Here is a 16697-nt window from a genome sequence, read left to right as displayed (position 1 = left end):
CAAAATCGTATGAAGAGGCGCCAATGACAGCAACCGCTCACAGCCCCGTTCGCTGGAACGACACGATCGTGCAGGCCCTCAATCGGCGTTTCCGTGATGCTCCCCCCGAGGCGTTGCTCGCCTGGGCCGCGGCGGAGTTTGGCGACCGCGCGGCGCTTACATGTAGCTTCGGCGGCGCCGCTGGCATGGTGCTGCTGGACATGATCGCCCGCCAGCGCCTGCCGATTGCGGTGATTTTCCTTGACACCGACTTGTTGTTTCCCGAGACCTACGCCCTCGTCGCGGAAGTCGAGCGGCGCTATGGCCTGCCGGTCATCCGCCAGCGTCCGGCTCTCAGCCTCGAAGACCAGGCGCGCCTGCACGGCCCGGCGTTGTACAGCCGCGATCCTGATCGCTGCTGCGCTATTCGCAAGGTCGCGCCCCTTGCCGAGGCCCTGCGCCCCTACCAGGCCTGGATCAGCGGCATCCGGCGCGAGCAGACCGCCCAGCGCGCCGCCACAGAGTTGGTGACCTGGAACGCGAAGTACGGTCTGCTGAAACTCAGCCCCCTGGCTGCCTGGAGCGCGCGCCAGGTGTGGGCCTACATCGGCGCGCACAACGTGCCCTACAACCCACTGCTCGATCAGGGCTACCCCAGCCTCGGCTGTGCGCCCTGCACCCGCCCGGCCAGCGCCGACAACCCGCGCGCCGGGCGCTGGAGCGGTTTTGCCAAGACTGAGTGTGGAATTCACACCTAAGTTAGCTTGTGGAGCGACCATGACCACTACATCCACGATTGCCCCCCATGGCGGGACCCTGGTTGACCGGGTGCTGCGCGGCGGCGCCCGCGAAGAGGCCCTTGCCCGTCTCAGCGGCGCGGCCCGCGTGACCCTCAGTGATGTCGGTCTCTCCGACCTTGAGTTGATCGCCACCGGGGCCTTCAGCCCGCTGACCGGCTTTCTTGGCCGGGCCGACTATGATCGGGTCGTAGGCGAGGCCCGTCTGGCAAACGGCACGCTCTGGCCCATCCCTATCACGCTCCCCGTTGATGAGGCCGAGGCCCGCGGGTTGCGCGAGGGTCAGCCCGTCGCCCTGCTGGCCCCCGATGGCCGTCTGGCCGGTCTGCTCGAATTGCGCGAACGCTACCTTGCCGATCCGCGGCGCGAGGCCGCCGAGGTCTACCGCACGACCGATGCGGCCCACCCCGGCGTGGCGCGTCTCTACGCCCAGGGCGCAGCGCGCCTGGCCGGCGAGGTCTGGCTGCTGGACTCGCCGCCCCGCCCCTTTCCCCATCTCTGCCTGACCCCCGCCGAGAGCCGCCGGGCCTTCGCCGAGCGAGGGTGGCGCACCGTAGTGGGCTTCCAGACGCGCAACCCCGTCCATCGCGCCCACGAGTACATCCAGAAGGCGGCCCTGGAACTGGTGGACGGGCTGTTCCTGCACCCCCTGGTGGGCGCCACCAAGGACGATGACCTGCCCGCGGATGTGCGCGTGCGTTCCTACGAAGTGCTGCTCCAGAGCTACTACCCCGCCACCCGCGCGCTGCTGGCGGTCTTTCCCGCCGCGATGCGCTACGCCGGTCCCCGCGAGGCGCTGCTGCACGCCATCGCCCGCCAGAACTACGGCTGCACCCATTTCATCGTCGGGCGCGACCACGCCGGGGTGGGCACTTACTATGGCACCTATGACGCCCAGCGCATCTTCGATACGTTGCGCTCCGGCGATCTGGCGATTACGCCCCTGCGCTTCGAGCATACCTTCTACTGCCGCACCTGCGCCAGCGTGGCTTCGTCGCGCACCTGTCCCCACGATAGCAGCCATCACCTCACTCTCAGCGGCACAAAGGTGCGCGAGTTGCTGCGAGCCGGCCAGGCCCCCCCGCCTGAGTTCACCCGCCCCGAGGTCGCGCGGGTGCTGATCGAGGCCCTGCGGGTTGCGTAGGCGATTTTGGATTTTAGATTTTGGATTTGGGATTGGGCGGGGCGAGTCCGGGGGTGGCGGAGGCTGCGCCGATGCCCGGACAGGTCTCCTGGAAGTTCGTCAGTCTGAAGAGAGAGCCTGAGAGAACCATGTATTCGCGATCCACGCTCCTGTGGCCTCTGGCCGCGCTACTGCTGGTGGTCGCCGCTTGCGGCCAGGGCGCGCCCGCGGCAGGGCCAGGCGGCAAGGAGGTGCGTATCCGCGTCTCCGGGGCCTTCGCCCTCTTCCCGATGATGACGCTCTGGGCCGACGAGTACCGTAAGCTCAACCCCGACGTCACCTTCGACGTGCAGGCCGGTGGCGCAGGCAAGGGCATGGCTGACGTGCTCAGCGGCGTGGCTGACATCGCCATGCTCTCGCGCGCGCCCCGACAGGAGGAGCTTGACCGGGGAGCCTACCTGATGCCTGCGGTCATTGACGCCGTGGTCGCCACGGTGAATGCCGACAATCCCCAGCTCGAGCGGGTGCTTGCCGCTGGCATCACGCCCGCGAAGGGTGCGGCCCTCTGGCTCACTGAGGAGACCCAAACATGGGGCGCGCTGGTCGGCAACAACGACGCCACCCCCATCACGGTCTACACCCGTGCGGATTCGAGCGGCGCTGCCGAGGTCTGGGCGCTCTTTCTCGGCGGTACAGCCCAGGAGGACCTGCGGGGGATCGCCGTCAACAGCGACCCGGGCCTGGCCGAGGCGGTGCGTCGAGACAGGCGGGGCATCGGTTTTAACAACATCGCCTTCGTCTACGACCCGGCCACCGGGCGACAACTCGCCGGGCTGCGCGTGGTGCCGATTGACCTGAACGGCGACGGCGTGATCTCCACCGACGAAGACTTCTACGCCAGCCGCGAGACGCTCAATGCGGCGGTGGCGGCGCGCAGGTATCCCTACCCGCCAGCGCGCCTGCTCTACCTGGTGACCAGGGGCCCGCCCGCGCCCCCCATCGCCGCGTTCTACCGCTGGATGCTTACCGACGGCCAGGCTCTGGTCGAGGCCGCCGGATTCGTCAGGCTGAGCGCTGAGAGTGTTCAGGAAGGCCTGGTTCTGCTGCAAGCTCCATAGCTGCTCTACAGGGAAAGCCGATGTATGTTTCGCAGAGAACCGAGCGTGCGCCGACGCGCGAGGCGACCCGTCCCGCTTCGCATCGCCAGCGCCTGCGCCGCCTTCAGGATCGCATCGGTCAGAGCGTGATGGGCGCGCTGGCCTGGTCGCTGATCGGCCTGCTGATCGCCATCGCCAGCGTTCTGCTTCTCCGCGCCCTGCCCATCCTGCGCGGCCACCCTCTTGCCGACATGCTCTTCTCAACCACCTGGCAGCCGCTGCGCGGCCTCTTCGGCATGGCCCCCTTCATCGCCGGAACCATCGCCGTGACCCTGGTGGCCATGCTGCTCGCCGTGCCCACGGCCATCCTCAGCGGAGTCTACCTGGCCGAATACATGTCCAGCCGCACGCGCCTGGCCTTCAAGCCGGTCACTGACCTGCTGGCGGGCATTCCACCGGTAGTCTACGGGGTGTGGGGGGTGCTGGTGATCGTGCCGCTGGTGCGCGACCACCTGGCGCCCCGGGCTGACCGCCTCCTGGGTGGCGCCTTCCCCCTCTTCGCTGGCGCCAACCCCTCAGGCTACAGCATTCTGGCGGCCGGCATGGTGCTCGGCCTGATGATCTTCCCTATCATCGTCGCCGTTACCGAGGAGGTGCTGCGCGCCGTGCCCCGTGAACTGCGCGAGGCGCTCCACGCCCTGGGCGCCACCCGCTGGGAGGTGACAAAGGTCGTCCTGTTGCGCGCCGGGCTGCCAGGGGTCGGCGCCGCCGTGGTGCTCGGCTTCTCGCGGGCCTTCGGCGAGACGCTGGCGGTGCTGATGGTGGTTGGCAACATGCCCCGCGTGCCCGCCTCGCTTTTCGACCCCGGCTATACCCTGTCGGGGCTGATCGCCAACAACTACGGCGAGATGATGTCGGCGCCGCTCTACGAGGGCGCCCTGATGGGCGCGGCCCTGGCTCTGCTGCTGGTGGTCGTGAGCTTCAACATCGGGGCGTGGCTCTTTCTGACGCGCACCAGAGGAGACCGGCAATGACGCGCAAGCGACTGCGCAGGCTTGAGGGCCTCTGCTTCCTGTGGCTGATGCGCCTCTCTCTGCTTCTGGCGGTGATCGGGCTGGCTTCGATCCTGCTGACGATCACGCTGCGTGGCGCGGCGGCCCTCAGTTGGGAGATGATCAGCCAGCCTCCGGCGGCCAACTTCTTGCTCGGCGGCGAGGGCGGCATCCTCAATGCCATCCTCGGATCGCTCTGCCTGGCCCTGGGAGCGACGGCGCTGGCCGCGCTGGTGGCCGTGCCGGTGGTGCTTTACATTAATACCTACGGGCGGGGCACGGCCCTGGCCGCGATCGTGCGTCTGGCGCTCAACGTGCTCTGGGGCATGCCCAGCATCGTCTTCGGCGTCTTTGTGCTGGCCATCCTCTTGCAGTTCGGCCTGCGCACCTCGCTGCTGGCCGGCAGCGTGGCCCTCGCTCTGGTGATCCTGCCCATCCTCGCCCGCACCTTCGACGAGGTGGTGCGCATGGCGCCGCCCGAACTCACCGAGGCCACCCTGGCCGTCGGCGCCACTCGCCTGGAACTGACGGTCATGCTGTTGCGGCAGACCATCCCCGGGCTGCTCGCCGGGCTGTTTCTGGCCTTCGAGCGGGCGATCGGCGACGGGGCCGCGGTGCTGTTCACTGCGGGCTACACCAGCGCGCTGCCGCGCTCGCTGTTTGAGCCGGCAGCCTCCCTGCCGCTGGCGATCTTCTTTCAGCTCGCCACGCCCTTCCCGCAGGTGCAGGAGCGCGCCTACGCCGCGGCCCTCGTGCTCACCGTCATCGTGCTGACCTTCGGGATGCTGGCCTATGTGGTGCTGCATCGTTTTGGACGGCATGTTATTCGCTAGGATAGAGGGTCGGGAAAGGTTGCGCCCTTCGGTTCGAGAAGGCGCCGGACGCGCGGTGCGACGAGGTGTACAGGTGCCGACGATAACGATCAATAAGCTGAATGTCTGGTATGGCGGCCACCACGCCCTGCGGGAGATCAGCCTCGATCTGCCCGGGGGCCAGATCACGGCGATCATCGGCCCCTCGGGGTGCGGCAAGTCCACCCTGCTCAAGAGCATGAACCGGCTGCTCGACCTGAACGAGCAGGTGCGCGTCACCGGCCAGATCCTCATCAATGGCGAAGACATCTACGCCCCGGACGTAGACGTGACCGAGGTGCGCGCGCGGGTGGGGATGCTGCCCCAGAAGCCCTTCCCGCTGCCGATGTCAATCTACGACAACGTGGCCTACGGCCCGCGCCTCCACGGCCTGGCCGGTCGCAAGGAGCTTGGCGAGCTTGTGGCTTCCAGCCTTAAAGCGGCGCGCCTCTGGGACGAGGTGCAGCACCGCCTGAAAGATCCGGCCCATCGCCTCTCGGTGGGCCAGCAGCAGCGGCTCTGCCTGGCGCGGGCGCTGGCGGCGCAACCCGAGGTGTTGCTCTGCGATGAGTCAACCGCCTCGCTCGACCCCATCTCGGCCCGCGGCATCGAGACCCTGCTCGCGTCGCTGCGCGAGCGCTACACCCTGGTGATGGTCACCCACGATATTGACCAGGCCCGGCGCCTGGCCGACTACGTGGTCTTCATGTGGCTGGGCGAGGTGGTGGAGGATGGACCAGCGAGTCGTGTCTTCCACCATCCGCGCAACCCATTGACCCGGGCCTATCTTGCCCGGGAGATTGGCTGACGATCCGTATGCCTTGCCCGCGGCCCCGCCCGCGGCGAAGCGCGGGGGCCGCCGGGCGCCCGCAAAGGAAGGAACCCTATGACCATCGGCTTCACCCTCTGGTTCACCGGCCTCTCCGGGGCCGGCAAAACGACCCTGGCGCATCTGGTCGAGGCGGAGTTGCGCGCCCGCGGCTACAAGGTCGAGGTGCTCGACGGCGACGTGGTGCGCACCCATCTCTCGAAAGGCCTCGGCTTCTCGCGCGAGGACCGCGACACCAACATCCGGCGCATCGGCTGGGTGTGCGAGGTGCTGACACGCAACGATGTAGTGGCGATTGCCGCCGCCATTTCGCCCTTCCGCGACACGCGCGACGAGGTGCGGGCGCGCATCGGGCGCTTCGTCGAGGTGTTCGTGGATGTGCCGCTGGAAGTGGCGATCGCCCGCGACGTGAAAGGACTGTACCGCAAGGCCCTGGCCGGCGAGATCCCTCAGTTCACCGGAATCAGCGACCCCTACGAGCCGCCCCTGAACCCTGAAGTGACCATTCGCAGCGCCGAGGAGCCGCCCGAAGCCAGCGCCGCTCGCATCCTCGCCGCCCTGGAACGGCTGGGCTATCTCCAGCCGGCCCGCCGGCTCGCCGCCGACTAAGGGTTGCAGGGGGATGGGGAAACCAGGTTTCCCCATCCCCTCTGCCCGCCGAGAGGGCCGAGGAAACGCAGGGGCTCTCCACAGGAGGGTCCGCGAGAGCCGCGCCCTCGCGCAACTATCCGCTTTCGTGAATGGAGTGACCGATGAGTATCGCCGATCCGACGCGGCCCCTGTCACACGTTGAGGAGATCAAAATTGCCAATCCGGGCCTGGGCGGGATTCTGCTGGAGGAGATCCGTCATTCCCAACAGGATCACCTGAGCGAAGAGGCCGCCATTCTGCTCAAGGCCCATGGCAGTTACCAGCAAGATGATCGCGATCAGCGCCAGGCGCGCAAACGGGCCGGCCAGGATCGGGCCTGGCAGTTCATGGTCCGCACCCGCGCCCCCGGCGGGCGGATGACCGCCGCCCAGTATCTGCTGGCCGACGAACTGGCGACGCGCTACGGCAACGGCACGCTACGCATCACGACCCGCCAGGGGCTCCAGTTTCACGGCGTGGGCCGGGCCAACCTCAAGCCGCTGATCAAGGCCCTCAACGAGCGCCTGATCACCACCTACGCCGCCTGCGGCGATGTGGCCCGCAATGTGATGACCTGCCCGGTGGCCGATCTGCTGCCCGGCCATCACTACGACCTGCAGGCCGTGGCCCAACGCATCAACGACCGCTTCCTCCCCGAGAGCACCGCCTACTACGAACTCTGGCTCGATGGCGAAAAGGTCCTCGCCGACGGCAAGCGGGTGAAGGTCACGCCCAACCGCGAAGAGTCCTTCTACGGCCCGACCTACATGCCCCGCAAGCACAAAATGGCCATTGGCCTGCCCCACGACAACTGCGTGGACCTGTTCACCCACGACCTGGCTCTCGAAGCCGTGGTGGAGGAGGGCGGAACCCTGCGCGGCTTCAACCTGCTGGCCGGGGGCGGCCTGGGGAGCACCCACGGCAAGGTCGAGACCTTCCCGCGCCTGGCCGACCGGGTCGGCTTCCTCCCGCCTGAGCGCGCCCTGGCGGTCATTGAGGCCGCCAGCGCGATCTACCGCGACGAGGGAGACCGGACCAACCGCAAGCATGCCCGCCTGAAGTATGTGCTGGAGGAACGCGGCGTGGCCTGGTTCCGCGAAGAACTGGCCCGGCGGCTGGGATGGCCCCTGGAGGCGCCGGTCGAAGTCGGCCCCTACGCTGCCGATGACCATCTGGGCTGGCAGCGGCAGGCCGATGGCAACTGGCTGGTGGGCGTCTGGGTAGCCAGCGGGCGGATCAAGGACGAAGGGGGCCAGCGGGTGCGCACGGGGCTGCGGGCGATCATTGAACTGACCGGCGCCGAGGTGCGCCTGACCCCGCAACAGAACCTCGTGCTGGCCCGCATCGCGCCCGCGCAGCGCGACGCCGTCGCCGCGCTGATCGCCGAGTATGGTCTCGCGACCGCCGAAGGCGAAGCCGAGCTCACCACTCTGCGCCGGCATGCCCTGGCCTGCCCGGCCCTGCCTACCTGCGGCCTGGCCGTGGCCGAGGCCGAGCGCTACCTGCCCACGCTCCTCGGCGAACTCGAAGCTCGCGGCGTCGGCGGAGAACGGGTCAACCTCCGGCTGAGCGGCTGCCCTAACAGTTGCTCGCGCCCGCCCACGGCCGAGATCGGCATCATCGGGCGCAGCCTTGGCAAGTACAACGTCTACGTGGGCGGATGCCCGGCCGGAACGCGCCTGGCGCGTCTCTACCGCGCCGAGGTCAGAGCTGCCGAACTTCCCGATCTCATCGGCGCCCTGCTGACCCGCTGGCGGGTCGAGCGCTCCCCCGGCGAGCCCTTCGGCGACTGGGCCACCCGCGCCGGTCTGGGCCATGGCTGGCACACCGAAGCGGAAACGAGTGACGCCTGAACAGCAGCGGGGCGACCCTCCAGATTGCCCCGTGCAAAACACAAAGCCCGGAGGATTACCTCCGGGCTTTGTCTGTGGTGGAGATGGGGGGAGTCGAACCCCCGTCCAGAAAGCTAAACCGCAGATATGCTACAGGCTTAGCTCGTTGTTTACGCTCGCCCGCGGCCACACAACGAGCAAGGCGGCCTCTGGGCAAACCTGCTGATCTTTTCCCCAGGCTAGCAGGTAGTCACCTGAGGAGCACTCGACTTGCTGACGCCTGATCGCCGATCATCGAGCGAACCGGCGGAGGCGCGCCGTGTGTTTGTTACGCGGCGAGGGCGTAGGCCGGAGCCTTAGCCCACTTGTTGGTGTTGGCAGTTGTTGCCTTGCCCCTTTAACGTGACTGGGCGGCACGGCCTGCAATCTACGGTCTTCACTCCCTGTCGATACCAGAGCATCCCCGCGGATTACCTCTCATATTATATCGCTTCGCTGGCCGCCGTCAATGCGCTCTTTGATGGAGTTGTGTTAGACTTATGGAAAGCGGGCAAGCCGGGGTTTCCCCCAACCCCCGCCCCCGGCGGCGGCACGCGCCCCGGCGCCGGTTGGTTCAGGTGGGGAAACCAGGTTTCCGCATACCCCGCCCGCCAGGGTGGGAGGACGATGGATGGATTCAGGGCGCCCGTGGAATGCACGCTCTCCTGCCCGCCGGGGTAGCGCGCGTTCCCTCGCCGCGTGGAAGGCAGGGAATCGGCTTTCCCCCACACCTCTGCGGAACGCCATGGCAGATACGCACGCTGTTGATCCTCGCGCGCGGCTCGTGCGCCTCCGCAGTCGCCTGCTGGGGGTGACGAAGCGCTGCTACGTCTACCTGCCGCCGGAGTACGCCGTGGAGCGCCGGCGCCGCTTTCCGGCGCTCTTTTTGCTCCGCGGCCACGAGCGCGAGTGGATCAACCCCCACGAGGACCACAGTCGTGGCGGGACGACGGTGATTGATGTCTACGAGCGGCTGCGCGCCAGCGGCGCGGTTGGTCCGCTCATCCTGGTCATGCCCGGACTGGCCAGCGACGATAATCGCATCCCCGGTCTGCTTACCGATTTTCGCTGCCCCGCCTGCGCTCCGCCGCGCACGGCGGGCCTCGGCAATGGTCTGTTTCAGCGTTTCTTCTTCGAGGAGTTGCTGCCGGCGATTGACGGACGCCTGCGCACCCTGCCCGCCGCGCGCGCCATTGCCGGGTTTTCGCTGGGCGGCTACATGGCGGTCAAAGCCGCCGCCCTCCGTCCCGACCTGTTCGTCAGCGTCGGCGCCTTCGACGGGTCCTTTCCCTATGCCAGCGATGCCGGGGCCAGCGCCCGCCTTAGCGACACGCTCTTCGCCCAACCTATGTTCGACCCGGCCCTCGGCGTGCCCCGCGACCCGGAGCATCTCAGCGCCAACAATCCGGTCTGCCTCCTCCTGCGCGCCGATCGCGCCGCCCTGCGCCGTATCACCTGGCTCATCCAGTACGGCCCCGAGCAACTGGAACCCTGGGGGTCCAACTTTTACCGGGGTGAATACCTGGTGCGGGTCCTGCGGAGCCTGGGCATCGAAAACGCCGCCCCTGTCGCGGCCCTGCCCGATGGCGAGCACACCTGGCGCGCCGCCGACCGTCACATTCAGCAGACCCTGCCGCTCCACTGGCAGGCCCTGGCGCGGGTGATGTAGAGGCCGGTGTGGAGGTGCGGAGGCGTGGAGGCGTGGAGGTGTGGAGGTGTAGAACTATGGTATACGGAACCGTCCTCAACAACGCCTATGGCTGTGGATAAAACCCCGAATCCGCCCGACATCGCCGCCGCGCTGCGCAGCGTGCGCTGGCCCCTGGCGGCGATCATCGGGCTGATCTTCGCCCTCACTCGCCTGGGAGAGACGGCACTGGTCGGCCTGCGCCCGACGACGCCGCTCATCAGCGCCCTTGACCCGCTCTTCTGGGGCGTGCTGGCGGCGGTCGCGGTGTGGGGCGTGCTGAGCTGGGCCGCCGGCCAGGAGCGGCGTTACCGCACCGCCGAGCGCCGTATGCTCGACGAGCTGCAACTGGCCCACCAGCGCCTCCAGGTGCTCTACGAGCTCAACCAGCGCATCGCCAGCAGCGCCACCCTCGACGAGGTGCTGGATTATGCGGTCACCCTGCCGGGCGAACTGGTCGGGGCGCGCGCCGTGGCGGTGATGCTCTACGATGAGCAGGGCAGCGCCTTCATTGCCCGTAGCAGCGGGTTGACGGAAGAGCAACTGGCCGCGGCCCGCTCCGCCGTGGGCCTCCGGCCTGACCAGCCGCCTCCTGTGAAGCCTGAGACACTTACGCCCCGTGGACCAATGCCTGCCGATCTGCGTGGCGGCCTGATCCTGCCGCTTGCCGAAGGCGAAGCCGCGCCGGTCGGCTGGATCGAGTGCTACCTGCGCGACACCAGCGGCCTGGTTACTGACGCCTCCGGCAGCCTCGCGCCCGAGGTCGCCTCGCTCCTGATCACCGTTGGCGGAGAGATCGCCGAGGCGGTGCAGGGCAGCCGCCGTCGGGTCCGCGAGATCGCCAGCCTGGTGGCCCTCGAACAGGCCATTACCGCTGAACGCACGCGCATCGCTCGCGATCTCCACGATGGCGTCGCCCAGAGCCTGGCCTTCCTGCGCATGCGGGTCGCCCTGTGGGAAGACTGGCTGGAGCAGGAGCCGGAACGCCTGCGCGAGGAGTTCGAGGCGCTCAAGGCCAACCTGCGCCGCCAGATCGAAGAACTGCGCCGCGCCATTTTCGCCCTGCGCCCCATCGAACTCAGCCAGCTCGGCTTCGCCGGGGCGCTGCGGCGCTTCGTGAGCGAGTTTGCTGATCAGCAGGACTGGGATCTGGAACTGGAGTTGAGCGATCTGCCTCCCGATCTGCCCTACGCCCTCGAACTGGCCGCGTTCCGCTTCGTGCAGGAGGCCCTCAACAATGCCGCCAAACATGCCAATGCCCGCCACGTGGTGGTGGCCCTCCGCGTGGTGGACGGCGGGCTGCAGATCGTCGTGCGCGATGACGGCGTGGGCTTCGACCCCGGCGCGCAGGGCGAACTGCCCGGCGCCCGTCTGGGCCTGCGGCAGATGCGCGAACGGGCCGCCGCCCTCGACGGGCGCCTGACCATCCTCTCCCGGCCCGGCCAGGGGACTGAGGTGCGAGTCTGGCTGCCTCTGCGCTACGCGCGCGAGTCCGCGATCACCGCTGCGGGGGAGCGCATGACGCGATTCTAGATTGCGGGGTGTGGCGGCCCGATAACCCGCGACGATGATGGCCGCGGCGCATCACGTCATTGATCCCGGCGGGCCTTGATGGCCCGATGCTCCACCGCTTCCGCATCCCGCGTGCTATACTGGTTCCCGCAACCTGCCGGTAGAGACGCGAGGCAACGATGAATGCAGTAACTGATGGGGAGATGGTCGTTTTTGCAGGGAGCAGCAGCCGCCGCCTGACTGCCAGGATCTGCGACCGTCTAGGGATCACACCGGGCAAAGGCGAAGTGATCACTTTCTCCGAAGGCAACACCTTCGTGCGCGTGCTCGAAAACGTCCGCGGTCGCGAAGCCTACGTCGTGCAGAGCACGGTCTTCCCCACCAACGACAGCTTCATGGAACTGCTCTTCTGGATTGACGCCCTCAACCGGGCCAGCGCCGCCTCGGTCACCGCGGTTATTCCCTACTTCAGCTACGCCAAGGGCGACAAGAAAGACGAACCGCGCGTCTCCATCCGCGCCCGCGTCTGCGCCGACTGCATCGAAGTAGCCGGCTGCGACCGGGTGGTGACGATGGACCTGCACGCGCCCCAGATCCAGGGCTTCTTCCATGTGCCGGTGGACAACCTGTACGCCATGCCCGTGCTGGTCGAACGCATCCGCGAGTTGCACCTCCCCAATCTGGTAGTGGTCTCGCCCGACGCCGGCTTTGTGAAGGCGGCGCGCCGCTACGCCAATGCGCTCGGCACCTCGCTGGCCATCGCCAACAAGGAGCGTGCGGGGCACGACGAACACGCCGAGGTGCTGGAGATCATCGGCGATGTGGCCGGCAAAACCGCGTTGATCGTAGACGACTTCACCATCTCCGGCGGAACGCTGGCCGAGGTAGCTAAACGCCTGGTCGAGCGCGGCGCGCGCAAGGTTTACGCCATGGTCACCCACGGCGTGCTGACGCCCGGCTCGGTGGAGCGTATTGACGCCAGTCCTCTCGAACGGCTCTTCATTACCGACTCGATTGAGACCCAGCCGGTGACCTTCTCACCGAAGATCGAAGTTGTATCGGTGGCGCCCCTCTTCGCCGAAGCCATCCGGCGCATCCACACTCGCGAGTCGGTGAGCGGAATGTTTACGGATTGACCGGCGGGTTCTTGCATGATACGGGGCTGGGAGGACTTCGCCCTCCCAGCCCCTCCCGTGCAGGGCTAATTCTTTACTGCTGGCGATAGCGCGCGCAGGCGCGCTGGTAATGCTCCTGGAGTTCCGCCTCGCTCCTGGCGTACACTTGCAGGTCGTGCAGCAGGCCATCGGAGATGCGGTAGATCCAGCCGTGGATCTCCAGATCCTGCCCGCGCTCCCAGGCGCTCTGCACCACCGTCGTGTGCGCAACGTGGACCACCTGCTCGATCACGTTCAACTCGCAGAGCCGGTCGAGGCGCTGCTCGTCATCAGGCAGACCCTCCAGCAGCGCGGCGTGCTTATGCATCACGTCCTGGATGTGCCGGAGCCAGTTGTCAATCAGGCCCAGGTGTGTATTGAGCATAGCAGCCTTGACTCCACCACAGCCGTAGTGCCCGCAGACGATCACATGCTCGACCCGCAGCACTTCCACTGCGTACTGGAGCACCGCCAGGCAGTTCAGATCGGTGTGGATGACCTGATTGGCCACGTTCCGGTGAACGAAGAGTTCCCCTGGCAGCAGGCCGACGATATCGTTGGCCGGAACACGGCTGTCAGAGCAGCCAATCCACACATACCTGGGGGCCTGCTGGCGCGAGAGTTTCTCGAAGAATCCCGGATCGCGCTCGAGAATCGCGGCGGCCCACTTCCGATTGTTGTTGAACAGGTAGCTGAGGGTTCGCATACGAGGCGCTCCTTCTTTCACTGATCCGCCCGCAACGTCAGGGCGTCGCGCACCAGGGATCGGTAAATCGCGTTCTCGACATGACAGGAGTACCAGTCGCGATAGGTCTTCGCTGCCAGGTGCGCTGCGATATCCCGCGCTTCTCGCAGCAAGACCCAGAGGTTGTGCGTGGCGCGGTTGCAGAAGCCTTCTATGCCGCTCGCGGTCAGCCCGGCGACGCCGAACCGCCGGCACGCCGGACAGGGGCACGCGGCCAGCATGGACCACTCGGCTGCGTCCGGTTCCCTCCCGCGCCAACTGCCCATGTTCGCTACCACCCGATCACCCCGTCCTGGTAGCTGGACAATGCCCCGCGCCGCGCGATTGCGCCAGCCCGACGAGTCGAGCGAGTCGATGCTGAAGAGGGCCGCCAGGTGCAGCGTGGCCGTTCCGCCAAGTCCAAAGGCGTGCAACTCTTTGTTGACCAGTGTCCGACGCACCTGATCCAGACCTCTCAAGATTTCGGCGTAGGGCATGGCGCGGGGCGCGCGCAACAGGTTGGGCACCATGCCTCCCAGGGCGACGCGCTCCTTCTGGGTCAGCTTCGTGCTCCTGGTGAACTCCTCCAGATATCTGGGAAGTTGCCGACTGATGTGCATGACGGGCACAAACCCATTGTGCTCGAACGCGCGATTCATCTCCATCGTGCGGCAAAGACACCGCAGTTGCGCTTCGTCGTCCATGTGCGGCGTCGGAATAAAATCCTGGGGGATCGGATACCAGTCAGGTTGGGCGACCTGCACAAACTCCTGGTATTCGTGGAGGGGAATACCGCCATCGCGGCCAAGAAAGTAAAAGGCCCCATTATCCAGATAGATCCGCACGTGCGCAGGCGCTCCCAGGTAGCTGCGCAGCGTTTGCTCCATTGCCGCGCGGCGCTGCCGGGGCGCACGATGAAAATCGGCATATGACACCATGACCGCCGTCAGGTCGGGAAGGTAGTACGGCGAGGCGGGGTCCCAGACGCGCGGTTTCAGATTCTTCAGGCTCAGACCGGCGACGATATTCACCTCTGTTGCTCCGCGACCGCCGTGAAATCTGCGCGTTTCGCTCTCAGGCGTAGAGTTTTTCATGCGCAAAGGGCGTTTTCTGCGTTAACCCTGGTTGACTCACGCGCCTCATACGGATGTTGCCTGGTGATGGCCGGACGACGAAAGTCGTCATTATGCGGCTTTTTTGCTTATGATGGCGGGATGACGAAAGTCGTCATTACGTATTGTTCCTTGTAGGGAATAATATCGTTTGAAATCCGCGTTGTAATGACTTGTGAAATTAAGAATTAAATCCGGCATCGCCCGCGCAGGCGGGCTTCGCATCGGTAGCCCGCGGCTTCAGCCGCCGGGCTGCCGGGCGAATACCGGTTTATATTCTTAATCTTCATTAGCCGTTCCCTTCCACGAGGATGTTCCCCCGCTCCCTGGTCGCGAGGGCGTATTTTCGAGGGTTTTTCCGTCGCGATCAGCCGGCTGCCGCTTCGCCTGTTGCTGCTGGCGATGGGCTGCTTCGAGGGCCTCGAATGCATCTTCTTCTTCCCGTTCGCCCTGGGACTCTGGCGGTTTGATCCGCACCAGCACCGGGAAGTTGATCAACTGGCCCGACAGCAACGCCTCACCAACGTCGAGATCCGGCAGCAGACGGGCATCGTCTTCGCCCAGACTCTCGATCACCTTGCGCACGAAGTTCTGGTCAGCCGGGTTTACCAGGCGCATGATGATGTAGGAGTTGCACTGCGACAGAGTGGTTTCATCGAGACGCGAGGGCCGCTGGCTGATCATCACCAGGCCAATGCCGAACTTCCGCCCTTCCTGGGCGATCTGCTTGGTGATGGCAATCGAACGCTCCTCCGCGGCGGTGTTGGCGCGCCCCGGCGCGAAATTGTGCGCCTCTTCCAGCACCAGCAGCACTGGCAGTTTCAGTTCTTCTTGCACCCGCGCCTGGAACAGATCATTCGCAATCAGGCTGTAGATGGTGGCCTGGAAGTCGCTGGTGTAGCCGGCAAGCGCGATAATGCTTATGCCTCCATAGCGTACAAGCTCCTTGCGATCTGTCGGAAGCGGGTTCGTACTGCGGGCAATCTTCCGATTGATCTGTTCCATGTTCTGTAAAACTCTTGCCGCCTTATAGGCGCGCTTCTTGATACCCTCTAATGTGTTAGCGTCGCGTTTTGAATAGTTGCCGAAGCCTTCCCATCCCCACTCGACCAGCAAGTTCTTGCCGTCATCATCATTCGCGCGCAACGTCAACTCGCCGGCTTCGGCAAGATTGGCGATCAGCCACATGTCACGCTTGACGCCATGGGTGCGCAGATCGTCTTTCCCCAACCTTTCAGCAAGCCATTGCACCCTTTCTTTCAGTTCCTCTTCATCGGCGTTCGCAAACCGGATAGCTGCATTGAATAAAGCTGCAAATCGCTCTTTCATTGCATCTGTGAGTTCGTATCCTAAAGCGTTTACAATTCTTGCCACCGCATCGGCGTCTTCATCAAACAATGGAAATTGCGCGCAGTAGCGACGCACACGCGGTGCGAGCGTCGGAACATCGGCCAGGCCCGTGTAATCCCCATGAGGATCAAAAATCACAATCGGGTAGTTCTTTGCCGCGAGCTGTTCGATGATGCGCCGCGCGGTCCAGCTCTTGCCGGCGCCGGTCATGGCCAGGATCGCCAGGTGACGGGTCACGATCGCGTGCCCATCAACGCTGACCGACACTTCGGGGCGATTCGACAGGGTGGCGATGTCGAGGGCGCGATTGGCGCGTTGGGCCAGTTCACCGAGCACCACGCGCGCCATATCCTCGGTGCTCGGACGGTAGGCGCTGCTGGCCGGTTGCGGGGGGTAGCGCAACTGGTCGAGTTTGCCGCGCGCGCTGGCCTCGCGTGGTTCCACGCCTAACACCTGGCACACCGCGGTCACCATCTCGCGGCTCAATGACAGGACCGTATCAAAGGGGTTCGTGCGCGTGGCGGCCAGTTCGTGGCCGGCTTCCCGCGGGAAGAGCGGATTGATGCGCTCGATGCGCTGTACCTTGGCCCATACACGGATGGGCCGGGCCGGACCCTCGCTACTGCTCGGACGCAGTTCAGCGTCAACGGCGATCAGATCCTGTTCCCGCACGGCTTCCTGGGCGATCGCCAGCCGAAACTCGCGGCTGGTGCTCTCGCCGACGATAGTGCCCACATACTCCGGTGGCGCCGGTGGCGCGGCCAGATCAGGAGAGGGTTGGAGCGCCTGACGGGATCGTGAAGTTGTCATAGCTCAACTCCCTACACGGTTCCAGACGGCCCGTTCGAGCCTCAGCGCGACGGTGGCCACATTCGACTACGCCGATCCCAATCCGCAATCCCAAATCCAAAATCCCAAATCCAAAATCC

At 66.0% G+C, this 16697-nt stretch carries 14 protein-coding genes and 1 other RNA gene; 11 read left to right on the top strand and 4 right to left on the bottom strand.

What is annotated here, in order from left to right:
- Positions 1-23: 23 nt before the first annotated feature.
- The 8 genes from NZU74_08950 to NZU74_08915 all read left to right on the top strand — a co-directional run bounded on the left by NZU74_08950 (position 24) and on the right by NZU74_08915 (position 8211).
- The gene (locus NZU74_08950) at positions 24-737 is read left to right on the top strand and encodes a phosphoadenylyl-sulfate reductase (protein ID MCS6881447.1); all 714 of its coding nucleotides are present in this window, start codon (positions 24-26) and stop codon (positions 735-737) included.
- A 19-nt stretch (positions 738-756) separates the two neighbouring features.
- Positions 757-1920, top strand: a complete 1164-nt coding sequence (gene sat / locus NZU74_08945) for a sulfate adenylyltransferase (GenBank protein MCS6881446.1) — start codon at positions 757-759, stop codon at positions 1918-1920.
- A 128-nt stretch (positions 1921-2048) separates the two neighbouring features.
- The gene (locus tag NZU74_08940; protein MCS6881445.1) at positions 2049-3017 is read left to right on the top strand and encodes an extracellular solute-binding protein; all 969 of its coding nucleotides are present in this window, start codon (positions 2049-2051) and stop codon (positions 3015-3017) included.
- A gap of 20 nt (positions 3018-3037) precedes the next feature.
- Positions 3038-4030 carry a phosphate ABC transporter permease subunit PstC gene (pstC, locus tag NZU74_08935; GenBank protein MCS6881444.1) on the top strand — a complete coding sequence of 331 codons (993 nt, stop codon included), beginning with the start codon at positions 3038-3040 and terminating at the stop codon, positions 4028-4030.
- Positions 4027-4881: an ABC transporter permease subunit gene (locus NZU74_08930; protein ID MCS6881443.1), complete on the top strand. Its 855-nt coding sequence runs from the start codon at positions 4027-4029 to the stop codon at positions 4879-4881. Before pstC ends, NZU74_08930 begins: the two co-directional genes overlap by 4 nt.
- A gap of 73 nt (positions 4882-4954) precedes the next feature.
- Positions 4955-5707, top strand: a complete 753-nt coding sequence (locus tag NZU74_08925; GenBank protein MCS6881442.1) for a phosphate ABC transporter ATP-binding protein — start codon at positions 4955-4957, stop codon at positions 5705-5707.
- A 78-nt stretch (positions 5708-5785) separates the two neighbouring features.
- Entirely contained in the window at positions 5786-6337 is a 552-nt protein-coding gene (cysC, locus tag NZU74_08920) for an adenylyl-sulfate kinase (protein ID MCS6881441.1), read from the top strand.
- A gap of 143 nt (positions 6338-6480) precedes the next feature.
- Positions 6481-8211 (top strand): NADPH-dependent assimilatory sulfite reductase hemoprotein subunit, encoded by a 1731-nt coding sequence (locus tag NZU74_08915; GenBank protein ID MCS6881440.1) that lies wholly within the window; start codon positions 6481-6483, stop codon positions 8209-8211.
- Positions 8212-8286: 75 nt separating this feature from the next.
- Here NZU74_08915 and ssrA read toward each other — a convergent pair.
- Positions 8287-8655: a transfer-messenger RNA gene (gene ssrA / locus NZU74_08910) on the bottom strand.
- A 319-nt stretch (positions 8656-8974) separates the two neighbouring features.
- On the opposite strand from ssrA, the gene NZU74_08905 reads away from it, so the two are divergent.
- From NZU74_08905 to NZU74_08895, 3 genes are all read left to right on the top strand, one after another.
- On the top strand, positions 8975-9898 hold the full coding sequence (locus NZU74_08905; protein ID MCS6881439.1) for an esterase family protein: 924 nt from the start codon (positions 8975-8977) through the stop codon (positions 9896-9898).
- Positions 9899-9985: 87 nt separating this feature from the next.
- Positions 9986-11449, top strand: coding sequence for a sensor histidine kinase (locus tag NZU74_08900; GenBank protein MCS6881438.1), 1464 nt, complete (start codon positions 9986-9988; stop codon positions 11447-11449).
- Between the two features lie 158 nt (positions 11450-11607).
- Positions 11608-12564, top strand: a complete 957-nt coding sequence (locus NZU74_08895) for a ribose-phosphate pyrophosphokinase (GenBank protein ID MCS6881437.1) — start codon at positions 11608-11610, stop codon at positions 12562-12564.
- A gap of 73 nt (positions 12565-12637) precedes the next feature.
- Here NZU74_08895 and can read toward each other — a convergent pair whose 3' ends face one another.
- From can to NZU74_08880, 3 genes are all read right to left on the bottom strand, one after another.
- Entirely contained in the window at positions 12638-13288 is a 651-nt protein-coding gene (can, locus tag NZU74_08890; protein ID MCS6881436.1) for a carbonate dehydratase, read from the bottom strand.
- Positions 13289-13305: 17 nt separating this feature from the next.
- Positions 13306-14337 (bottom strand): hypothetical protein, encoded by a 1032-nt coding sequence (locus tag NZU74_08885; GenBank protein MCS6881435.1) that lies wholly within the window; start codon positions 14335-14337, stop codon positions 13306-13308.
- A 360-nt stretch (positions 14338-14697) separates the two neighbouring features.
- Complete coding sequence (locus tag NZU74_08880) at positions 14698-16578, bottom strand: ATP-binding protein (GenBank protein MCS6881434.1); 1881 nt, start codon at positions 16576-16578, stop codon at positions 14698-14700.
- Between the last annotated feature and the right edge of the window lie 119 nt (positions 16579-16697).

This window comes from Chloroflexaceae bacterium, from assembly GCA_025057155.1.
GTDB lineage: Bacteria > Chloroflexota > Chloroflexia > Chloroflexales > Chloroflexaceae > JACAEO01.
Note: the sequence above shows the minus strand (reverse complement) of the source record. Positions and strands in the feature narration are given on the sequence as shown.

Bases quoted from the DNA above. Each gene is read 5' to 3' on its own strand.
- NZU74_08950 (MCS6881447.1), top strand. From the start codon at position 24: ATGACAGCAACCGCTCACAGCCCCGTTCGCTGGAACGACACGATCGTG.
- sat (MCS6881446.1), top strand. From the start codon at position 757: ATGACCACTACATCCACGATTGCCCCCCATGGCGGGACCCTGGTTGAC.
- NZU74_08940 (MCS6881445.1), top strand. From the start codon at position 2,049: ATGTATTCGCGATCCACGCTCCTGTGGCCTCTGGCCGCGCTACTGCTG.
- pstC (MCS6881444.1), top strand. From the start codon at position 3,038: ATGTATGTTTCGCAGAGAACCGAGCGTGCGCCGACGCGCGAGGCGACC.
- NZU74_08930 (MCS6881443.1), top strand. From the start codon at position 4,027: ATGACGCGCAAGCGACTGCGCAGGCTTGAGGGCCTCTGCTTCCTGTGG.
- cysC (MCS6881441.1), top strand. From the start codon at position 5,786: ATGACCATCGGCTTCACCCTCTGGTTCACCGGCCTCTCCGGGGCCGGC.
- NZU74_08915 (MCS6881440.1), top strand. From the start codon at position 6,481: ATGAGTATCGCCGATCCGACGCGGCCCCTGTCACACGTTGAGGAGATC.
- NZU74_08905 (MCS6881439.1), top strand. From the start codon at position 8,975: ATGGCAGATACGCACGCTGTTGATCCTCGCGCGCGGCTCGTGCGCCTC.
- NZU74_08900 (MCS6881438.1), top strand. From the start codon at position 9,986: ATGGCTGTGGATAAAACCCCGAATCCGCCCGACATCGCCGCCGCGCTG.
- NZU74_08895 (MCS6881437.1), top strand. From the start codon at position 11,608: ATGAATGCAGTAACTGATGGGGAGATGGTCGTTTTTGCAGGGAGCAGC.
- can (MCS6881436.1), bottom strand. From the start codon at position 13,288: ATGCGAACCCTCAGCTACCTGTTCAACAACAATCGGAAGTGGGCCGCC.
- NZU74_08880 (MCS6881434.1), bottom strand. From the start codon at position 16,578: ATGACAACTTCACGATCCCGTCAGGCGCTCCAACCCTCTCCTGATCTG.